General features: G+C 69.2%; 12 protein-coding genes. 4 read left to right on the top strand and 8 right to left on the bottom strand.

Annotated elements, in window-relative coordinates; all coding sequences use genetic code 11:
• Window positions 1–89 precede the first annotated feature (89 nt).
• The 3 genes from ligA to smc are packed head-to-tail and all read right to left on the bottom strand — an operon-like array spanning window position 90 to window position 6,848.
• Window positions 90–2,186: an NAD-dependent DNA ligase LigA gene (gene ligA, locus VBO01S_RS04765; protein WP_062471239.1), complete on the bottom strand. Its 2,097-nt coding sequence runs from the start codon at window positions 2,184–2,186 to the stop codon at window positions 90–92.
• Between the two features lie 26 nt (window positions 2,187–2,212).
• Window positions 2,213–3,319 (bottom strand): cell division protein ZipA C-terminal FtsZ-binding domain-containing protein, encoded by a 1,107-nt coding sequence (locus tag VBO01S_RS04760; protein ID WP_062471237.1) that lies wholly within the window; start codon window positions 3,317–3,319, stop codon window positions 2,213–2,215.
• A 13-nt stretch (window positions 3,320–3,332) separates the two neighbouring features.
• Window positions 3,333–6,848, bottom strand: coding sequence for a chromosome segregation protein SMC (gene smc / locus VBO01S_RS04755; protein WP_062471234.1), 3,516 nt, complete (start codon window positions 6,846–6,848; stop codon window positions 3,333–3,335).
• 113 nt (window positions 6,849–6,961) lie between these two features.
• Between smc and VBO01S_RS04750 the strand changes: the two genes are divergently transcribed.
• From VBO01S_RS04750 to VBO01S_RS04735, 4 genes are all read left to right on the top strand, one after another.
• Entirely contained in the window at window positions 6,962–7,732 is a 771-nt protein-coding gene (locus VBO01S_RS04750; protein ID WP_062471233.1) for a hypothetical protein, read from the top strand.
• Window positions 7,733–7,787: 55 nt separating this feature from the next.
• Window positions 7,788–8,108: a helix-turn-helix domain-containing protein gene (locus VBO01S_RS04745; RefSeq protein ID WP_062471231.1), complete on the top strand. Its 321-nt coding sequence runs from the start codon at window positions 7,788–7,790 to the stop codon at window positions 8,106–8,108.
• Window positions 8,105–9,403: a type II toxin-antitoxin system HipA family toxin gene (locus tag VBO01S_RS04740; RefSeq protein WP_062471228.1), complete on the top strand. Its 1,299-nt coding sequence runs from the start codon at window positions 8,105–8,107 to the stop codon at window positions 9,401–9,403. The genes VBO01S_RS04745 and VBO01S_RS04740 overlap by 4 nt, the downstream gene beginning before the upstream one ends.
• A gap of 79 nt (window positions 9,404–9,482) precedes the next feature.
• Entirely contained in the window at window positions 9,483–10,175 is a 693-nt protein-coding gene (locus tag VBO01S_RS04735; protein ID WP_062471226.1) for a P-loop NTPase family protein, read from the top strand.
• Between the two features lie 256 nt (window positions 10,176–10,431).
• On the opposite strand, the gene fabG is transcribed toward VBO01S_RS04735, so the two are convergent.
• From fabG to VBO01S_RS04710, 5 genes are all read right to left on the bottom strand, one after another.
• Window positions 10,432–11,163 (bottom strand): 3-oxoacyl-ACP reductase FabG, encoded by a 732-nt coding sequence (gene fabG, locus VBO01S_RS04730; RefSeq protein ID WP_062471225.1) that lies wholly within the window; start codon window positions 11,161–11,163, stop codon window positions 10,432–10,434.
• Window positions 11,160–11,633, bottom strand: a complete 474-nt coding sequence (locus VBO01S_RS04725) for a hotdog family protein (RefSeq protein ID WP_062471223.1) — start codon at window positions 11,631–11,633, stop codon at window positions 11,160–11,162. Before VBO01S_RS04725 ends, fabG begins: the two co-directional genes overlap by 4 nt.
• Entirely contained in the window at window positions 11,630–12,400 is a 771-nt protein-coding gene (locus tag VBO01S_RS04720) for a class I SAM-dependent methyltransferase (protein WP_062471221.1), read from the bottom strand. The genes VBO01S_RS04725 and VBO01S_RS04720 overlap by 4 nt, the downstream gene beginning before the upstream one ends.
• Window positions 12,397–13,239 carry a polysaccharide deacetylase family protein gene (locus VBO01S_RS04715; protein ID WP_157627289.1) on the bottom strand — a complete coding sequence of 281 codons (843 nt, stop codon included), beginning with the start codon at window positions 13,237–13,239 and terminating at the stop codon, window positions 12,397–12,399. The genes VBO01S_RS04720 and VBO01S_RS04715 overlap by 4 nt, the downstream gene beginning before the upstream one ends.
• A gap of 20 nt (window positions 13,240–13,259) precedes the next feature.
• The coding region (locus tag VBO01S_RS04710; RefSeq protein WP_502688666.1) for an MMPL family transporter at window positions 13,260–14,372 on the bottom strand (1,113 nt) is incomplete at its 5' end.

Here is a 14,372-nt window from a genome sequence, read left to right as displayed (position 1 = left end):
TTCAACGCCCGCTTGTAGACCCTGTTGACTGCGCTGGTGTGAAGTCGCGTAACGGCCGGTAAAGGCCTGGATCCCGGGCGCCGGGCGACTCAGGCGTTGGGTGCCGGCGGAACACCGCTGGCGAGGATCTCCAGCATACGCGCCTCGTCAATCACCGTGACGCCGAGGTCGCGCGCCTTGTCCAGCTTGCTGCCAGCCTCTTCCCCGGCCACGAGGTAGTGGGTCTTCTTGCTGACGGAGCCGGCCACCTTGGCGCCGGCTGCCTCCAATTTATCCTTCGCTTCGTCGCGGCCCAGCGTAGGAAGGGTGCCGGTGATCACGAAGGTCAGTCCCGCCAAAGGCTTGGGCGCGCGGGCCTCGGGCTCGAACTCTTCCCACGTCAGGCCGCAGGCGCGCAGCTGCTCGACCACCTCGCGGTTGTGCGGCTGGTCGAAGAAGGTGCGCAGGCTCTGGGCCACCACCGGGCCGACGTCGTTGACCTCGAGCAGCTGCTCCTCGGTCGCGTCCATGATGGCGTCGAGCTTGCCGAAATGCTTGGCGAGGTCCTTCGCCGTGCTCTCGCCGACGTGGCGGATGCCCAGGCCGAACAAAAAGCGCGGCAGCGTGGTCTTCTTCGACGCCTCGAGCGCATCGACGAGGTTCTGGGCCGACTTCTCGGCCATGCGGTCCAGGCCCGCCAGCGTGACGAAGCCGAGCTTGTAGAGATCGGGCAAGGTGCGAATCAGGTTGGCATCGACCAGCTGTTCGACCAGCTTGTCGCCCAGCCCGTCGACATCGACCGCGCGCCGCGCCGCGAAATGCAGGATGGCCTCCTTGCGCTGCGCTGCGCAGAACAGGCCGCCGGTACAGCGGTAGTCGACCTCGCCCTCCTCCCGCACCGCCTCGGAATCGCACACCGGGCACTTGTGCGGCATGGTGAAGACCGCGCCGCGCTGGTCGTCGGGCTTGGCCAGGCTGTCGGGCGCCACGCCCACCACTTCGGGAATCACGTCGCCGGCGCGCCGCACGATCACCGTATCGCCCACGCGCACGTCCTTGCGGCGGGCTTCGTCCTCGTTGTGCAGCGTGGCGTTGGTCACCGTCACGCCGCCCACGAACACCGGCGCCAGCTTGGCCACCGGCGTGAGCTTGCCGGTGCGGCCCACCTGGATCTCGATGCCGACCACCTCGGTCAGCTGCTCCTGCGCCGGGTACTTGTGGGCCACGGCCCAGCGCGGTTCGCGCGAGACAAAGCCCAGCTGCCGCTGCAGCTCCAGGCTGTCGACCTTGTAGACCACGCCGTCGATGTCGTACGGCAGCGCATCGCGCTGGCGGCCGATGGTTTCGTGGAACGCTATCAGTTCAATAGCACCGGTCGCCCGCGCGGTCTGCGTGGCCACCGGAAAGCCCCAAGCGTGGAACTGCTGCAGCCAGTCGAACTGGGTCGCGATGTCGGGGCCGCCTTCGGTCGCGGGCGAAACCTCGCCCAGGCCGTAGGCAAAGAAGCTCAGCGGGCGCTCTGCCGCGATCGCCGGGTCGTGCTGGCGCACCGCGCCGGCCGCTGCGTTGCGCGGGTTGACAAACACCTTCTCGTTCTTCTGCCCGGCGGCGATCTTCTGGCGCTGGCGCTCGTTGAGAGCGTCGAAATCGGCACGCTTCATGTAGACCTCGCCGCGCACCTCGACCACGGGTGGCGCCGCGCCCTTGAGCTTGAGTGGAATCTCGCGCACGGTGCGGATGTTCTGCGTGACGTCCTCGCCCACCTCGCCGTCACCGCGCGTGGCAGCCTGGACCAGCACGCCGTGTTCGTAGCGCAGGCTCATGGCCAGCCCGTCGAACTTGAGCTCGCAAACATAGGCAATCTGCGGCGCATCTTCGGCCAGGCCCAGTTCACGGCGCACGCGTGCATCGAAGGCGCTGGCGCCGGTCGGTGTGATGTCGGTCTCGGTGCGGATCGACAGCATCGGCACCCGGTGGCGCACCTTGGCCAGGCTGTCGAGCACCGTGCCGCCCACGCGCTGCGTCGGCGAATCGGGCGTGCGCAGTTCGGGAAACTCGGTCTCCAGCACCTGCAGGCGCTGGAACATCTTGTCGTACTCGGCGTCGGGCAGTTCGGGGGCGTCGAGCACGTAGTACAGATGGGCGTGGCGATGCAGCTGCTCGCTCAGTGCGGCGGCTTCGCGTGCCGCTTCGTCGCGCGTTGTCATGGGGTGTCCCTCGGGAAAAAGACAGGTCAGCTGAAGAGGCGTCGCGCCAGCGGCGAACCCGCGGCGAGGTCGCGTGCGTCGAGCGTGTCGTACAGCTGCTCGAGGTCGGTGCCGATCACGTCCATGGTTTCGTCGCGCAGCAACTGGCCGTCGCTGTCGGTCACCACGCCGTCCATCTCGCGGGCGAGCGTGGCGGCGGCCTCGCGCATGCGACGGAACGGCTCTTCGCCGCGATCGACCTGCGGAACGTCCAGGCTCAGGCTGAGCTCGCGGATCGCCGATTGCGCCGGATCGTCGGCCAGCGCGGCCTGGGTGTCGAACGAGAGCCCGAGGATCGGCGGCAGGCCGGCCTCGCTGGTCGGCAGCACCATGCGGCCCGGAATGATCCCGGCCACGAAGCCCAGCCGCGCGGCGTTCTGCTGCACATAGCCCGGGCTCCAGGCCGCATGCAGCGCGCGCAGCACGAAGCCCAGTTGTGCGTCGTGCGCGCTGGCGAACTGGTCGAGCTCGCGGGCGCGTGCCACTTCGTCGAGCATCTCGGGAAACTCGGGCGCGCCGTTCACGGCATCGGCAAAGGCCTGCGCCTTGACCACGAACTCGGAGTACTCGATCTCGTTGAGCGCCCCAGTGCGGTTGGCCAGCTGCACGCCGACCTGGAAGGCGCGGTAGCGCTGTCCGGGCGCCGGCGGCTCCCACTGGCTGGTGAGGTCGTTCAGGCCTTCGATGGCCACCGGCTTGCTGCCGGCGCGGCGCGTCGACGGCATCGACGCGAGCGCGGCATCGCCCGAGGCCAGGCCTTCGAGCGAGATGGGCGCGATGACGTCGATCAGCGGATCGAGCCCGCCGCGGCGCTCGCCGGTGGGCACGGGCACGCCGCTGGGCGCCGGCAGGTCGGGGTCGAACAGCGGCTCGTGGCGGTCGCTGCCGGCCACCTGGCTCGGGTCGGCATGGAGCATCGGCTCCACGCCGCCGTCGCTGCCGCCGGCCAGCGCGCGCTCGGCTTCGGCCAGGGCGACATCGACCGCATCGGGCTGGCGCGGCGCATTGCGGCGCGACATCAGGGTGTTGTAGGCCACGACGGCCGCGAGAACGAGGCCGCCGAGGATCGCCAGGGCGAGGGTGAGATTGCTCATGCGCGCGCCTGCCTTATGCCGCTTCGACCATCGAGACCGCCGACTCCATGTCGACCGCAACGATGCGCGACACGCCCTGCTCCTGCATGGTCACGCCGATCAGCTGTTCGGCCATTTCCATGGCGATCTTGTTGTGGCTGATGAAAAGGAACTGGGTTTCACGGCTCATGGCGGAGACGAGTTTGGCATAGCGTTCGGTGTTGGCGTCGTCCAGCGGCGCGTCCACTTCGTCCAGCAGACAGAAAGGCGCCGGGTTCAGCTGGAAGATGGCGAACACGAGCGCAATGGCCGTGAGCGCCTTCTCGCCGCCCGAGAGCAGGTGGATGGTCTGGTTCTTCTTGCCGGGCGGCTGGGCCATGACCTGCACGCCGGAATCGAGGATTTCGTCGCCCGTCATCATCAGCTTGGCGTTGCCGCCGCCGAACAGCTCCGGGAACATGCGGCTGAAGTGCTCATTGACGATCTTGAAGGTACCGCCGAGCAGGTCGCGCGTTTCGGCGTCGATCTTGCGGATGGCGTCTTCGAGCGTGCCGATGGCTTCGTTCAGGTCGGCCGACTGCGCATCGAGGAAGATCTTGCGCTCGCTCGCAATGGCGAGTTCGTCGAGCGCGGCCAGGTTGACGGCGCCGAGCGCGACCACCTCGCGGTTCAGGCGGTCGATTTCGCTTTGCAGGCCGGTCAGGCGCACCTTCTCGGTCTCGATCGACTGCGCGACCGCCTCGAGGTCGGCACCGGCGTCATCCAGCAGCTGCTGGTACTGCTCGACGCCCAGGCGCGCGGCCTGCTCCTTGAGCTGGAACTCGGTGATGCGCTGGCGCAGCGGATCGAGTTCGCGCTCCAGCTGCAGCCGGCGCTCGTCGCTGGCACGCAGCTTGAGCGTGAGGTCGTCGTACTGGCTGCGGGCCGCGCCCAAGGCGGTCTCGCGCTCCAGCTTGAGCGACAGCGCGTCCTGCAGGCCGGCCTGCGCGGCGGCATCCGACAGGCGGCTCAGCTCGGCGCGGGCGCGCTCGTCTTCGTCGGTCAGCGCGACGGTCTGCTGCGAGGCGGTTTCGATGCTGCGGTTCAGCTCGCCGCGACGCGCTTCGAGCGTGCGCTGCGAGAAGGTGGCTTCCTGCGCCTGCCGTTCGAGGCTGCGGTGCTGCTCGCGGCTGGCCGTGAGCGCGCGGCCGGCTTCGATCACGCGCTCGTCGAGCTGCGCATGGCGCTCCTGGCTGTCGGCCAGCTGCATGTCGAGCTCTTCGAAGCGGCCTTCGGCGGCGATGCGCTTTTCCTGCAGCTCCTCGAGCTGGGCATCGACCTCGCCGAGGTCGGCGGCCAGCTGCTGGCTGCGTGCGCGGGTCTGTTCGGCGAGCTGCGTCATGCGCAGCGTCTCGACCTGCAGCTCATGGGCGCGCGACTGCGTTTCGGCGGCTTCGCGGCGGGCCGTGACGAGGCGCTGTGCGGCATCGCCGTAGGCCGCTTCGGCGCGGACCAGCGCGGTGCGCGCCTCTTCGTTGATGAGCGTCTGGGCCTTGAGCTGGCGCTCGAGGTTTTCCATTTCCTGCTGGCGGGCCAGGAGGCCGGCCTGCTCGGAATCGGGCGCGTAGAAGTTCACGCTGTGCGACGACACGGCATGGCCGCTGCGCACGTAGATCACCTCGCCGGGCTGCAGCGTGGCGCGCTGGGCCAGCGCCTCTTCGAAAGTCTCGGCCGTGAAGCAGCCGTGCAGCCAGTCGTTCAGCAGCGCCTGCTGGCCGGCGTCGTTCAGGCGCAGCAGGCTCGACAGCTTGGGCAGCGCGCCCGCGCCCTGCGGCACGCCGGCGGCGGGCGGGCTGTAGAAGGCCAGCTTGGCGGGCGGTGCGTCGTTGCCGAAGGCACGCACCATGTCAAGCCGGCTGACTTCGAGCGCGCCCAGGCGCTCGCGCAATGCGGATTCGAGCGCGTTCTCCCAACCCTGTTCGATGTGGATGCGGCTCCACAGGCCCTGCAGGCCGTCCAGGCCATGCTTGGCGAGCCAGGGGGCGAGCTTGCCGTCGGTCTTGACCTTCTCCTGCAGCGCACGCAGCGCTTCGAGGCGGGCCGAGAACTCGGCGTGGCGGGCGCCCTCGGTGTTGACGGCCTGCTGCTTGGCGCGGCGGTCTTCGTCGAGCTGCGGCACGGCCTCCTGCAGTTCCTGCAGGCGGGCGTCCGATTCGCTGGCGGTTTCCTGTGCCGCGGCCAGCTGCTCCTGCATGTCGGTCAGCCGGTCTTCGTCGGGCGCGGCGAGTGCGTTCTGGTCGGCGCGCAGGCGTTCGCTGCGCAGCGTGAGCTGGCGACTCTGGTCTTCGATGTTGCGCTGATCGGCGGCCAGCACCTGGATCTGCTGCTGCACCTGCGACACCGTCGCGCGCTGGGTGTTGGCTTCGTTCTGCGCGCGCTGCACGGCCTCTTCGAGATCGGGCAGGCGCGCGTCGTGCTCTTCGAGCTGGGCGGCCAGCAGGATGGCCTGCTCTTCGGCATCGACGCCGGCACCGGCCAGCGTCTCGATCTCGGCCTCGGCTTCTTCGCGGCGACGGCCCCACTGGCCCATCTGTTCACGCAACTGCACCAGGCGCTGCTCGACGCGCTGGCGGCCTTCGACCACGAAGCGGATCTCGCCTTCGAGCCGACCAACCTCGGCGCTGGCTTCGTACAGCTTGCCTTGCGCCTGGTTCACCAGGTCGCCGGCGCCGTAGTGGGCCTGGCGCACGGTTTCGAGTTCGGACTCGATGCGGCGCAGGTCGGCGGTGCGCGATTCGAGGTCGTTGATGGCCTTTTCCGAATCGGCCTTGATCTTGGCCTGGTCGGCATCGCTTTCGCCGCGCTTGAGGAACCACAGCTGGTGCTGCTTCTTCGTGGCGTCGCCCTGCAGCGCGTTGTAGCGCGCCGCCACCTCGGCCTGCTTCTCGAGCTTTTCGAGGTTGGCGTTGAGTTCGCGCAGGATGTCTTCGACGCGCGTGAGGTTCTCGCGCGTGTCGCCCAGGCGGTTCTCGGTTTCGCGGCGGCGCTCCTTGTACTTGGAGACACCCGCGGCCTCTTCGAGGAACAGGCGCAGTTCTTCGGGCTTGGATTCGATGATCCGGCTGATCGTGCCCTGGCCGATGATGGCGTAGGCGCGAGGCCCGAGGCCGGTGCCGAGGAACACGTCCTGCACGTCACGGCGGCGCACCGGCTGGTTGTTGATGTAGTAGCTGCTGGTGCCGTCGCGCGTGAGCACGCGACGCACGGCGATTTCGGTGAACTGGTTCCACTGGCCGCCGGCGCGGTGGTCGGCGTTGTCGAACACCAGCTCGACGCTCGAACGGCTGGCCTGCTTGCGGGTGGTCGTGCCGTTGAAGATCACGTCCTGCATCGACTCGCCGCGCAGTTCCGACGCACGCGACTCGCCGAGCACCCAGCGCACGGCATCCATGATGTTCGACTTGCCGCAGCCGTTCGGCCCCACCACCCCGACCAGTTGGCCCGGCAGCAGGAAGTTGGTGGGTTCGGCGAACGACTTGAAGCCCGAGAGCTTGATGGAGTTAAGACGCACGACTTGTCGCCCTGCCTTGGCGTAGCGCCAAGGTATTGATTTGTAAGGAAAATTGCACGGGCCCGCAGCTTGAAGCGGGCCGCCGCCCCAGCCGTGGATGATAACGTCAGGGCATGAGCGATTCCCTGGCTTCTCCCCTCGCGGCGCGACGCACCTGCCTGCTGGCAGGCACCGCGGCCGCCCTGCTCGCGCCGCTGGCGCTGACGGGCTGTTCCTCCTTCCGTTCCACCGAGCGCGCCGAGCCCTACGGCAACCAGGAATGGCTGCAATCGGGCACCAACCGCATCGCCAACCTGTCGCTGCGCGACAACCTGCAGTCGGTGCGCCGCGTGCAGACCACCTTGTACCGGCGCAACCCGCGCGAATGGCGCAAGTCGGCATCCAGCATGGAAGAAGCCACGCAGCGCACCTGGGACGCGGTCCTGCAGGGCACGCAGTTGCCCGAGTTGCGCGGCGCCACCGGCATCGACGCCATCCGCCTGGCCTTCGAGACCGGCCCGCAGGCCTACCAGGGCGACCGCGTGGCGGCGCTGGTCGTCGGGTGGGCCTCGATGCTCAAGCAGGCCAACGGCAACACCTGGGACCAGACCATGATCGACGGGGTCGACGCCGAGAACAGCTACCGCACGGCGCGCAACTTCGAGATTTCGCTCTGGCTCATTTCTTCCAAGACCGGCCCCGACGGCCAGCCACTGCTGCTGGCCACCGAGATCAGCGAGCGCGGGCGCAACCTCGTGGCCGACCGCGAGCTGTCGAAGGTGGTGGCACGGCTCGACCTGCTGGCCGCGCAGGCCGACGAGAAGTACCGCCGGGCGGCCCTCGACTTCGGCCAGAACTGGGTGATGGGCGTGGTCATGCCGCTCTTCACGCTGATCCCCAAGTAGGCTCTTCGCATCGGAAATATGTTTCCCAAATAGGCATTTGCGGTAATATCTTTCCGTGGACAAGCAGGAACTCATCACCGCCCTCACGGCGCGTCGCGGGGCCGCCGGCCTCACGAACGCCGAGATCGCCTTACGTTCGGGGCTCACCGAGCGCTCGGTGCGCAATGCCCTGAGCCTGAAGGGCAACCCGCAGCTGTCGTCGCTGCTCGCGCTGGTCGATGCGCTGGGGCTCGAACTGCAGCTCGCGCCCAAGGGCTTCGGTGAAGGCACGGCCGTCGATCCCGGCTACCGGCCGGTCGCCACGCGCGTCGGTCGGGCGCTGGCCGAAGCGCCCGCCGCGCCGCCCTACGTGCGGGGCCGCCGCTCTCAGCCATGAACGTCAAGATCCTCGAGATTTCGCTCGGCGTGCACCGCCTCGGCAAGCTGTTCCAGTACGCCGACCTGTGCCGTTTCGTGGCGGAGCCCGAGCTGATCGCCACCCCACCGCCCGGCGTGCTTTCGCTGTCGATGGTCGCAAGCGACCCGGCAGCCCAGGCCGCGCTATGGAGCGACGTGAAGAACCCGCTGTTCAACGCCCAGGGCGGCCAGTTGCCCGGCTTCTTCCAGAACCTGCTGCCCGAGGGCGTGCTGCGCAGCCACATCGCGCAGCTGCGCGGTTGCCGCGAGAACGACCACTTCGAATTGCTGGCGGCCTGCGGCGGCGACCTGCCCGGCGCCGTGGCCGCACGCCCGGTGTCGGTGGACCGCGGCACGCTGCAGCGGCTCATCACGCAGGACCAGGACGCGCTCGAGATGTCGGTGGTCGAGTTGCCGATGCCGCAGGGCATCTCGGTCTCGGGCGTGCAGCCCAAGCTCGGCCTGCGCCGCCAGGGCGGACGCTACGTGGCGCGCGTGCGCGCCGGCGCCAGCACGCGCGTGATCGCCAAGCTGCCGGTGGCCGGCCGGCCGCACATGCCGCAACTCGAGATGCTCTCGCTGCGGATGGCAGGGGTGGCGGGCGTCGAGGTGTGTCACGCCGAACTCGCGCCGCTGTCGGCCATCGCGGCGGAGCACAGCTATGCGCTGCCGGACGAGCCCGAGTTCCTGGCCGTCACGCGCTTCGATCGCGATGGCGCGCGCCGCATCCACTTCGAAGACTTCGCGCAGGTGCTCGCGGTCGACCCGATGCACAAGTACAGCGGCAGCTACCTCGACATGGCACTCGCGATGCGCGCCTTTCCGTCGCTGGGCGAAGACGCCGTGCTCGAACTGGTGCGCCGGCTCGTGGTCAACGACCTGCTGGGCAACCCGGATGCCCACCTGAAGAACTTCGGCGTGCTGTACCCCGACGGCATCGCACCACGGTTGGCGCCGGCCTATGACATCGTGGCCTACGCGGCGCTGCAGGGCGTCGAGGGCCATGCGTTGCCGCTGTTGCCGGCTCCGGTTAGCGCCACCGCTGCGCGTCGCACCGCGATGTTCACGCCCGCCAACGTGCGCGCCTTCTGCTTCTCGGCCGGCGTGCACGAGCCGCGCATGCGACGCGTGGTGGCCGACACGGCCCGCCTCGCGCGTGACCAGTGGCCCGCGATGATCGACGCCTCGGCACTGCCGGCTCCGTGGAAGAAACGGCTGCAGCAGCGCCTGCAGGCACATCCCTTGCTGCAGGGCATGAGCAAGCGGGGTCGCTAGCCACGATAGCGCGACAGGCGACCCCTAGAATGAATCCGCCCTCCTCCACCCCTCAACCCATTCGAGGCAGCAACCACTCATGAGCTCCATCAACTTCATTGGCGGCGAGAAAGGCGGTGTCGGCAAATCGGTCACCGCACGCGTGCTGGCCCAGTACTTCATCGATCGCAGCCGGCCCTTCACCGGCTTCGACACCGACCGTTCGCACAGCTCCTTCACGCGCTTCTACGAGGGCTTTGCCTCGCCCGTGGTGGTCGACAGCTTCGAAGGCCTGGACACGGTGGTGAACGGCTTCGAGACCAACCCGAAGCAGAGCGTGATCGTCGACCTCGCGGCGCAGACGCTGGCGCCGCTGTCGCGCTGGATCAAGGAATCGGACCTGTTCGACGTGTTCGAGGAGATCGACGTCACGGTCAACTTCTGGCACGTGCTGGACGACGGCAAGGACTCCACCGACCTGCTCGGCACGCTGATCGACACCTTCGGCAACCGGCCCAACTACATCGTGGTGCAGAACTACGGGCGCGGCAGCGACTTCGGGATGCTGCTGGCGTCGCAGTCGCTGTCGAAGGCCAATGCGAATGGCGCACGCGTGATTGCCTTGCCGCGTTTGCATGAGGCCAGCATGCGCAAGATCGATGCGCAGAACACGAGCTTCTGGAAGGCGGTGAACGACCGCGAAGGGCCGCATGCGCTTGGATTGCTGGAACGACAGCGCGTGAAGTCTTGGCTGGCTACGGCCTACGCTGCGTTTGATACGCTGCCTCTTTAGGCCGTTTGGGAGCGCCCGACAGGCGGCACGGCGTGGTCGGCCCCACTGTGCCGGCCGCTTCGCGGCTGCCCTGCGGTGCTCGCGTTTCGCGGGGTCTCGCAGAACTCGCCTTCGGCTCAAACAGCTGCGAGCCCTGATCCGCGAAACGCCGCGCTCCTCGGCGGCACAGAGGGGCCGCCCACACCGCACCGCCTGCCGGGCTCAGGGGTGAAGTGGATGCCCTGCTCCTCGCAATGAAGAACGAAGCAGCCGGGCCTCAGATCATCCCGCCGTTGATCGAGATCACCTGCCCCGTGATGTACGCGGCTTCATCGCCTGCCAGGAACGCCGCCAGCGCCGCCACTTCCTGCGGCGTTCCGGCGCGCTTCACGGGCACCATCTGGTTGATGAGCGCGGGGTCGAACACCGCATCGGCCATCGGCGACGCGATGATCCCCGGCGCGATCGCGTTCACGGTCACGCCGCGCGACGCCACTTCGAGCGACAGCGCCTTGGTCGCACTGTTCAGCGCGCCCTTGGCCGCGGCGTAGTTCACCTGCCCCTTGTTCCCCGCGATGGCAGCGACGGACGAGATGTTCAGCACGCGCCCCCAGCGGGTGCGCATCATCGGCAGCAGCAGCGGTTGGGTCACGCGGAAGAAGCCGTTCAGCGACACGTCGATCACCTTGTGCCATTGCTCGGCGCGCATGCCGGGCAGTACGGCATCGTCGTGCACGCCTGCGTTGTTGACGAGGATCTGCACCGCGCCGCCTTCGAGGATGCGTGCGCAGCCGGCCGCACAGGCTTCGTCGCTGCGCAGGTCGAACACATGGCATTCCGCCTTGCCACCGGCGGCGGTGATCGACGCGGCCAGCTGCTCGATGGCCTCGGGCCGCGAGTTCGCATGCAGCAGCACGGTGGCGCCATCGCGTGCAAAGCGCTCCGCCATGGCCGCGCCGAGCGCGCCGCTGGCGCCGGTGATCAGTGTGCGTTTTCCTTCGAAACTCATGACGGTGTGCTTTCGGTGTCCGCCAGCGGCGTGTTCAAGACCACCACGGCCCGGCCTTCGGCCAGCAGGCGGCCGTCGTCGGCCGCCACCGTGAATTCATACAAGACCTGCCGGTCGTCGCCGGACAGGCGCTTCGCGCGCACCTGCAACGCCCCGGCGATGTCGTCCAGCCGCGCCACCGCCAGCTTCACGTTGCGCGCACTGGCCAGGAAGCCGGCCGACGGCGTGCTGCCCTCGGCGGCCAGCAGGCCGCCGTGCAGCGCCATGGCCTGCGCCGCGTACTCGATGGCGTTGGGCGCGAGCAGGCCGCTCTCGGTGCGCAGCGGGTTGTCCGCCTGGCTGTGCGTCGTGGTGCTGCAGTGGATCGATTCGGCGTCCCAGCCCTCGAGGCGCTCCAGCAGGCACATGCTGCCGCTGTGCGGAATGCGCGCAGCGATGCCCGCGCGGTCGAGCGTCTGCGGTGCCGTCAAGCGGCAGCCTCCAGGTCGGCCACCAGCAGCACGTTGGCGAAGGGCGTGCCTTCGCTCATCGGGATGCTCTGCACGCGGAACCCCAGGCGCTGCAGCAGCGCAGTCCATTCAGTCAGTGGCCGGCCCCAGGTCGGCGAGACCTTGTGGCCGCGAATACGCGTCACGGTGCGATCGACCCACTGGCTGATCGCGAAACCGCGCGTGCTCGACGCATCGCCCACGCGCAACAGCAGGCGCGCCTTCGGGTTGCCGCCACGGCGCAGCGCGTCGCGCACGCGCGTCAACACCCCCTCCTGCGCGGTGAGGTCCACGTAGTGCAGCACGTCGAGGATCACGACCAGGTCGCAATCGGGCAAGGTGGCCGAGCACATGTCGGCGCACACGAGTCGCGGCGTGGGCTTCAGGTGACCGACCGACGCCTCGGCGCGCGCCACGTCCTTCGGCATCAGCTCGATGCCCGTGTAGTCCGCCGCGGCCGGCGTGGCGGCCCATGAGGCCGGCCAGCGGCCCTGTTGCTGCATCGCGCTCATCGACGCCAGCAGGCTCACGAAGAGGCCCTGCCCGCAGCCGATGTCGACCACGCGCCGATGCTGCGCGTCGATCAGCCCACGTTCGAGCAGACCGCGAAACACCGGGTCGCGTCCGAGCTTGCCGCGCGCGAACTGCCAGGCGAAGGTGCCGCCCTTCTTGTAGGGGACGGTCGCGGCTTCGTGCAGCTCGCGCCAGGCTTGGTCGGTGGTCATCGTCGATGGCATCACGGCGCTCATGCGGTCTTCAATCCTTCAGGCAGGGTCACGGCGCGCAATCCATCGGTGCGCAGGCGTTGGAGCAACAAGGGCAGGACTTCCAGCAAGACGGGTTGCCCCGCCGCGGTGCGCGCGGCATTGCCGTCGTGCAGCAGCAGGATGTCGCGTGCCTGCAGGTGGCGGGCGAGGCGCGCCATCACCTTGGCGGCGTCGCCTTCGCGGGTGTCGAAACCGCGCCGCGTCCAGCTCACGAGCGAAAGGCCGAGGCGGTGCAGCACGGGTTCGAGGAAAGGGTTGCGCAGGCCGGCGGGCGCGCGGAAACAGGTCGGGCGCTGGCCAGTCACGTCGGTCAGGATGTCCTGCGCGCGCGCGATCTCCGCCGCGAAGCCGCGCGGGCCGAGGAAAGAGAAGTTGTGGCGATGCCGCGCCGTGTGGTTCTGGATGCTGTGGCCGCGCGCGACGATCTCGCGCGCCAGTGCGGGATGCGCCAGCACGCGCTCGGCGATGCAGAAGAAGGTGGCGCGCTGGCCGTGGGCGTCCAGCAGGTCGAGCACGCGAGGCGTGACCTCGGGCTCGGGCCCGTCGTCGATGGTGATCGCCACCTCGCGACGCGCAGCGGCGGCCTCGGGCAGGCGCGTGACGTTCGGGCCGAGCAGGTTGCTGCGCGGCGTGAGGCCCGCACCGGTGATCAGCGCATGGTTCAGCACCACCGCGCCGAGCGCCCAGGGCCAGGCGCCGGGCACCAGCACGCCAGCGCCCAACGCAGCCACATGCACGGCCGCGCTGGCGCGCATGGCCGGCGGCCAGGGCCAGGATTCGGAGGCGGCAGAACGAGTGGAAGGGGCGGAAGGCGACGACATGGTGGGTCCGGATTTTCCCATCAGCGCGGACGCTGCGGGCTCGGGCCCTTCCCGGGCGCCACGTTGCGCGCGAACGCGGCCGACAGCAGCAGCGCCAGCAAGGCGCCCGGCGCGACCACGCGGCCGATGGACGACAGCGCCGGAATGTCCGAGATCGCGATCAGCCCGAACGACACCACCGTCGTGAGGTTGGCCAGCATCAGCGAGGCCAGCGTGTCTTCGTCGGCGCGCCCGGTCGTGCGCAGCTGGTCAAAGAAGAGCGCGTAGTTCGATCCCACGGCGACGATCAGCAGCAGCCCCACGAGGTGCAGGATGCCGAGCGCCGCCTGCGCCAGCGCCATGCCACCCAGCGTGAGCACCACCGCGAACAGCAGCGGCTGGCACACGGCCAGCAGCCGGCGCCACGAGCGCAGGTACACGCCCAACAGCACCACCACCGCCAGCGCGCCGAGCAGCACCTGCACGAAGGCCTCGTGCAGGTAGCGCTGGTAGAGGCCGCCGAGCTCGCGGCCGACGTCCACCACCTGCACTTCGGGCAGACCGGCCAGCGCCTCCTCGAGGCGCGCCTGTTCGAAGCCCGGGCCGGGATGCAGCACGACCAGCGTGGACCAGCCACCGCCCGGGCGCTCGTACATCAGCGTGTTGACCACGGAGCCCAGCGGGCCGCCCATGAGGTCGGTGCGCTGCACGGGCGCTTGCTTGCGCGCGGCCTCCACATCGGCCACGAAGGGACCGAGGCGCGATGCCGGCAGCGGCAGGCCCTTGGTCGCCTCGGCCAGGTTGGCACGCAGCGTGTCGGCGTCGGGCAGGCTGGCCTGGCGCGCCGTTTGCGCGGCCACGCTGGGCAGCACGCGGGTCACGGCTTCGTAGCCGCTGAGCTCGCCCTTGTCGACCAGCGCATCGAGACGCGCGGCCGCGGCCTCGGTGTGGCGCAGTGCGGCCTGTTCGTCGTCGCCGAAGGCCACCACGAGCACGCCGCCGTCGCTGGCGCCGATGTCCTTGCGCAGCATCTCGTCGAGCTGCTGGGCCGAGCGCGGAACGGGGCTCATCGCGCTCAGGTCGGCGCGCCACAGGTGGCCGCCCTGCCACAGCACCAGCGCGAGCGCCGCCACGCCGAGCGCCGCCAGCGCAGC

Source organism: Variovorax boronicumulans NBRC 103145, from assembly GCF_001591345.1.
Lineage (GTDB): Bacteria > Pseudomonadota > Gammaproteobacteria > Burkholderiales > Burkholderiaceae_C > Variovorax > Variovorax boronicumulans.
This window is presented reverse-complemented; position numbering and strand designations above follow the sequence as displayed.